General features: G+C 57.3%; 1 protein-coding gene and 1 pseudogene. One reads left to right on the forward strand and one right to left on the reverse strand.

Features of this window, described 5'->3' with window-relative positions; translation table 11 throughout:
* Positions 1–126 precede the first annotated feature (126 nt).
* Positions 127–1,628: pseudogene (gene ltrA / locus WBG04_RS18320) on the forward strand (group II intron reverse transcriptase/maturase).
* A gap of 304 nt (positions 1,629–1,932) precedes the next feature.
* Here ltrA and WBG04_RS18325 read toward each other — a convergent pair.
* Entirely contained in the window at positions 1,933–2,955 is a 1,023-nt protein-coding gene (locus WBG04_RS18325; protein WP_424316161.1) for a thioredoxin family protein, read from the reverse strand.
* Between the last annotated feature and the right edge of the window lie 765 nt (positions 2,956–3,720).

A 3,720-nucleotide genomic window follows, 5' to 3' on the forward strand; every position in this document is an offset into this window, starting at 1 on the left:
GGGTAGAGTCCCCGGAGGGGAGCCCCGCGAGGGGTGAGCGCTAGCGAATCAAATCCCATCAATACCCTGGAGGAAGAGATCTTCCTCCAGGGTCGCCCGATGAACGTCTCCGACGAACCAATCGGGATGCACTTTGGTGGGAAGTCAGACGGGTCCGTATTACCTGGGAAGTCGGCGAACAAAGGTGTTTCTGAGACACTGGCGGAGCTGATGGAGGAAAGGAACCCGGTCGAGAGGAACGTGGATCAGAGCCACCCGTCCCGGACCCCGAGCCGGAAAATTGATGGGACAAACGGACTGGACCGCGTGCGTGGAGCCGCCCGCAAGGACGGCAAGATGAAGTTCACGGCATTGCTGCACCATGCGGATGTTGATGCGTTGCGTCGGTCATTCTTCAGCCTGAAGAAGACGGCGACGGTCGGGATCGATGGAGTGACGTGGCATGACTATGAGCACGACCTGGAGGCGAATTTGATCGATCTCCACGGTCGAGTACACCGGGGAAGCTACCGGACGAAGCCATCGCGCAGGAGATATATCGACAAACCCGACGGACGGAAACGGAAGTTGGGGATCACGTCGCTGGAGGACAAGATCGTCCAGCACGCGGTATCGGAGATATTGCAATGCATCTGCGAGGCGGACTCGCTCGGGTTCAGCTATGGCTTCCGGCGAGGAAAGAGCCAGCACGACGCGCTTGACGCGTTGAGCGTGGCGATTTCCGACAAGAAGGTGAACTGGATATTGGACGCCGACATCGAGGGCTTTTTCGACACGATCGACCATGATTGGATGATCGCGTTTCTGGAGCACCGAGTCGGCGACCGCCGAATCCTGCGGCTGATCCGCAAGTGGCTGAAAGCCGGGGTCAGCGAGGACGGAGTGGTGTCGGAGACAAATATGGGTGCGCCTCAGGGGGCGGTGATTTCGCCGCTCCTGTCGAATGTGTATCTGCACTATGTCTTCGATCTGTGGATACAATGGTGGCGCAAAAGTTGCTGCTGCGGAGATGTGATTGTCGCGCGCTACGCGGACGACTTCGTGATCGGATTCGAGCATAAGGATGAGGCGGAGGCGTGTCTGGAGGAGATCCGGGTGCGTTTCGCCAAGTTCGGGCTGAGGCTCCATGACGGTAAAACACGCCTTGTCGAGTTCGGCCGCCATGCGGAGGCGGACCGCAAACGGCGTGGGGGGGGGGACGTCCCGGCACCTTTGATTTCCTCGGTTTCACACACAAGTGTGCGAGGACGCGGAAGGGCGGGCGCTTCACCATTCACCGCCATACGGTCGCGGAGCGGATGCGGGGGACGCTGCATGCGATCCGGTTGAAGCTGCGAAAGCGGAGGCACCGGCCATTGGGCGAAACCGCCCGATGGTTGCGAAGTGTGGTGCAGGGCTGGTTGAATTATCATGCCGTGCCTAACAACAGCCACTGCATTGGACGTTTCGTGGACGAGGTGCCCCGTCACTGGCTCCATGAGATACGCCGACGCAGCCAGAGAGGAAAGAGCCGCTGGACATGGGCGAGGATGCAGCGGCTTGGACGCAAGCATCTTCCCCGGCCCCGTATTATCCATCCGTATCCAGACCAGAGATTCCGCGCCCGACTTGAGGCAGGAGCCGTATGAGGTAGTTCTTCACGTACGGATCTGCGCGGGGGGCCGCCGGTAACGGCGGCCCCTACCGCAATCAAGAATGGCGCGGTTTTAAGCGGCCTGTCGGGCCGAGGATCCCCGAGAAATCAAGGAATTCGGATCTATCTGCGACCGTCGACCTCCACGAACAGAAAGGATGCGGCGGTTTGAGGCCTGTCGGCTGCCGGCCCCGTATCACACTGAAAACACCGAGATCCGGCTTAAAACCGCGCCATTCTCACCTGACCCAATTTAGTGATCCAATTTAATCATACTCCCGATAACCCATCCGGGGAGATCATTCAGATGGGGTCGATCGGACGCTTGCGTCTTTCTTGGCCCTGGCTTCGATATCGGCTCTAACCATGGTTTTGATCCGGTCGGCTCGTGCGGCGAATTTCGGATTCGGATAAGCGACGACCAGTTCGTCGATGAATTTGGTAGCGGCATCGGCATCGCCCTCTGCGACGAGGCGAGGTAACTGGGAACTGAGACTGATATTGATCTTGGTCTCATTATCGAGGTCCGGGTTTTCCTTGATGAAGGTGGCTACGGTTGCGGTGGCCTTGTCGTAGTCCTTGGCTCTCATCAGCGGGCCGAGGGTGGTTTTGGTGAACTCCTGAACCTTTTTTTGATTGGTGGCTTCCTTCTCGGCGGCGGCTTCCTTTTGGGCGGCAACTTCCTCGCGTTCCTTGATGTAGCCAGTGCTATCTGCTGGGTCGAGTTCGACGATTTCGGCGACGACGTCGGCGTAGTAGCCTTCCACGATGCTGTTAGAGAGAACCTCTAGTCCTTCGACGAGGAACTTGGCTTTTTCGGCGTTGTCGGTGGCCTTTTTCGCGGCGGCAAAAGCGGCATCCCGCTTTTCTCGGGCGGCGATCAACTCATTGAGGTGAGTGAGGTAATTCTCTGGGCCGCCGGATTTGTAGCCAGTTTTGGCGAACGGCTTGCCGGTGGCATCACAGAGCATGATCGTGGGATAGCCCCGGATATTGAACTCTTTGCCGAGCTTGGCGTTCTGGGCCTGTGTTTCCTTACTGAGCTTTGATTTGTCTGACGGGAAGTCGAGTTCAACGAGAACCAGTGTGTCCTTGACGCCGGTTTTGAAGACATCTTCCTGGAAGACTTCTTTGTTGAGTTTAATGCACCAGCCACACCAGTCGGAACCGGTGAAGTCCAGGAGCAGGTCTTTTTTTTCCGCGGCGGCTTGTTTTTTGGCCGCTTCGAAGTCGGAGGTCCAACCCTCACCACCCGCATAGGCGGTGGCTAGGGTGGCGAGCGCCAGCAAGCCGGCACGCAGGATATTGGATTTCGGTGTCATAGTTGTTAGGGGGCAGTTTTCAAGATTTGGCTAGTGGTGCCCGGGGTTGAAGGAGGGTGAGCGGTTGAAGTATTTGGCTCGAAATGCATGTTTGCTCCTTTGGCGCTTTCAGGCTGTTCGGGTCCTCCCACATTCAGTTCACCAGCTGGATTTAGCATGTCTCATTCCGAGCTACTTGACCAGCCAATTATTACCCTGAATCCGTGAACTAACAGAAGCAAAGAGTCGGCAACCCGCCCTGAAACAGGTTAAGAGCAGTTCATCACAATCACCCAACGGGTTGCCGATGATCAAGCTCACACTCTCCAACGAAAAAATCAACTCCCATGGTGGCCTTGGCCTCGCGGGTATAGGGCGATTGGCTCGAGGCCCTTGAACCCTTGTAATGGCTAGGAAAAGATTCGTGCTAGACAAAAGAGCACTAAAATGGTCGATTAGCCTCGCCATGAAAGTCCGTCCAAGCGCTCGCCGCCACACCGCATCAAGTGCCGCCTCACTGGGTCCGGATTGGGGGTCAGTCAAGGTTTTCGATCCTCGTCCCCGCACACCAACTCGACCCTCCACATTGACTTGAAAAAATCGAAAACCTTGACTGACCCCTTTTTGTGCTTTGGTGCTGCGACCGCGTGCGACATCCTCGTAAGCGTCCGACCGACCCCATGAGGTTTTCGGAGCGGTGGAGCGATTAAGTTCTCCGGGGCGGATCAGGCGGCAGCTTGCTGCTGGGTGGCCAGGTTTTCCTTAGCCTTCTTGTGGGCGGCGGCC

The organism is Haloferula sp., from assembly GCF_049672945.1.
Classification (GTDB): domain Bacteria; phylum Verrucomicrobiota; class Verrucomicrobiia; order Verrucomicrobiales; family Akkermansiaceae; genus Haloferula.